This is a genomic window from Streptomyces sp. NPDC052023, from assembly GCF_044548465.1.
Lineage (GTDB): Bacteria > Actinomycetota > Actinomycetes > Streptomycetales > Streptomycetaceae > Streptomyces.
This window is the reverse complement of the sequence record NZ_JBIUBW010000050.1, coordinates 1-2,389: the sequence shown is the minus strand read 5'-3', so window position 1 is coordinate 2,389 and position 2,389 is coordinate 1. Positions and strand designations below refer to the sequence as shown.

Genomic DNA, 2,389 nt, shown 5'->3' with positions numbered 1-2,389 from the left:
AACACAGTGGACGCGAGCAACTGAGGACAAGCCCTCGGCCTATTAGTACCGGTCAACTCCACACGTTACCGTGCTTCCATATCCGGCCTATCAACCCAGTCGTCTACTGGGAGCCTTACCCCATCAAGTGGGTGGGAGTCCTCATCTCGAAGCAGGCTTCCCGCTTAGATGCTTTCAGCGGTTATCCCTCCCGAACGTAGCCAACCAGCCATGCCCTTGGCAGAACAACTGGCACACCAGAGGTTCGTCCGTCCCGGTCCTCTCGTACTAGGGACAGCCCTTCTCAAGACTCCTACGCGCACAGCGGATAGGGACCGAACTGTCTCACGACGTTCTAAACCCAGCTCGCGTACCGCTTTAATGGGCGAACAGCCCAACCCTTGGGACCGACTCCAGCCCCAGGATGCGACGAGCCGACATCGAGGTGCCAAACCATCCCGTCGATATGGACTCTTGGGGAAGATCAGCCTGTTATCCCCGGGGTACCTTTTATCCGTTGAGCGACGGCGCTTCCACAAGCCACCGCCGGATCACTAGTCCCGACTTTCGTCCCTGCTCGACCCGTCGGTCTCACAGTCAAGCTCCCTTGTGCACTTACACTCAACACCTGATTGCCAACCAGGCTGAGGGAACCTTTGGGCGCCTCCGTTACCCTTTAGGAGGCAACCGCCCCAGTTAAACTACCCATCAGACACTGTCCCTGATCCGGATCACGGACCCAGGTTAGACATCCAGCACGACCAGACTGGTATTTCAACGACGACTCCACCTGAACTGGCGTCCAAGCTTCACAGTCTCCCAGCTATCCTACACAAGCCGAACCGAACACCAATATCAAACTGTAGTAAAGGTCCCGGGGTCTTTCCGTCCTGCTGCGCGAAACGAGCATCTTTACTCGTAGTGCAATTTCACCGGGCCTATGGTTGAGACAGTCGAGAAGTCGTTACGCCATTCGTGCAGGTCGGAACTTACCCGACAAGGAATTTCGCTACCTTAGGATGGTTATAGTTACCACCGCCGTTTACTGGCGCTTAAGTTCTCAGCTTCGCCCCACCGAAATGGAGCTAACCGGTCCCCTTAACGTTCCAGCACCGGGCAGGCGTCAGTCCGTATACATCGCCTTACGGCTTCGCACGGACCTGTGTTTTTAGTAAACAGTCGCTTCTCGCTGGTCTCTGCGGCCACCCCCAGCTCACGGAGAAAATCCGATCACCAGACGTGGCCCCCCTTCTCCCGAAGTTACGGGGGCATTTTGCCGAGTTCCTTAACCATAGTTCACCCGAACGCCTCGGTATTCTCTACCTGACCACCTGAGTCGGTTTAGGGTACGGGCCGCCATGAAACTCGCTAGAGGCTTTTCTCGACAGCATAGGATCATCCACTTCACCACAATCGGCTCGGCATCAGGTCTCAGCCACACGCACGACGGATTTACCTATCGCACGGCCTACACCCTTACCCCGGGACAACCACCGCCCGGGATGGACTACCTTCCTGCGTCACCCCATCACTCACCTACTAACCGCTTGGTCCGGCGGCTCCACCACTCCCCTCAACTCCGAAGAGATCAGGGCGGCTTCACGGCCTTAGCATCACGATGCTCGATGTTTGACGCTTCACAGCGGGTACCGGAATATCAACCGGTTATCCATCGACTACGCCTGTCGGCCTCGCCTTAGGTCCCGACTTACCCTGGGCAGATCAGCTTGACCCAGGAACCCTTAGTCAATCGGCGCAAACGTTTCTCACGTTTGTATCGCTACTCATGCCTGCATTCTCACTCGTCAACCGTCCACAACTCGCTTACGCGGCTGCTTCACCCGGCAGACGACGCTCCCCTACCCATCACAGCGGGCGTTGGCCCTCATGCTGCAATGACACGACTTCGGCGGTACGCTTGAGCCCCGCTACATTGTCGGCGCGGAATCACTAGACCAGTGAGCTATTACGCACTCTTTCAAGGGTGGCTGCTTCTAAGCCAACCTCCTGGTTGTCTGTGCGACTCCACATCCTTTCCCACTTAGCGTACGCTTAGGGGCCTTAGTCGATGCTCTGGGCTGTTTCCCTCTCGACCATGGAGCTTATCCCCCACAGTCTCACTGCCGCGCTCTCACTTACCGGCATTCGGAGTTTGGCTAAGGTCAGTAACCCGGTAGGGCCCATCGCCTATCCAGTGCTCTACCTCCGGCAAGAAACACACGACGCTGCACCTAAATGCATTTCGGGGAGAACCAGCTATCACGGAGTTTGATTGGCCTTTCACCCCTAACCACAGGTCATCCCCCAGGTTTTCAACCCTGGTGGGTTCGGTCCTCCACGAAGTCTTACCTCCGCTTCAACCTGCCCATGGCTAGATCACTCCGCTTCGGGTCTTGAGCGTGCTACTGAA

General features: G+C 56.8%; 1 rRNA gene. It reads right to left on the bottom strand.

Going from position 1 to position 2,389, the window contains the following annotated elements:
* Positions 1 to 22: 22 nt before the first annotated feature.
* Positions 23 to 2,389: ribosomal RNA gene (locus ACIHCM_RS37475) — 23S ribosomal RNA — on the bottom strand; the annotation flags it as partial.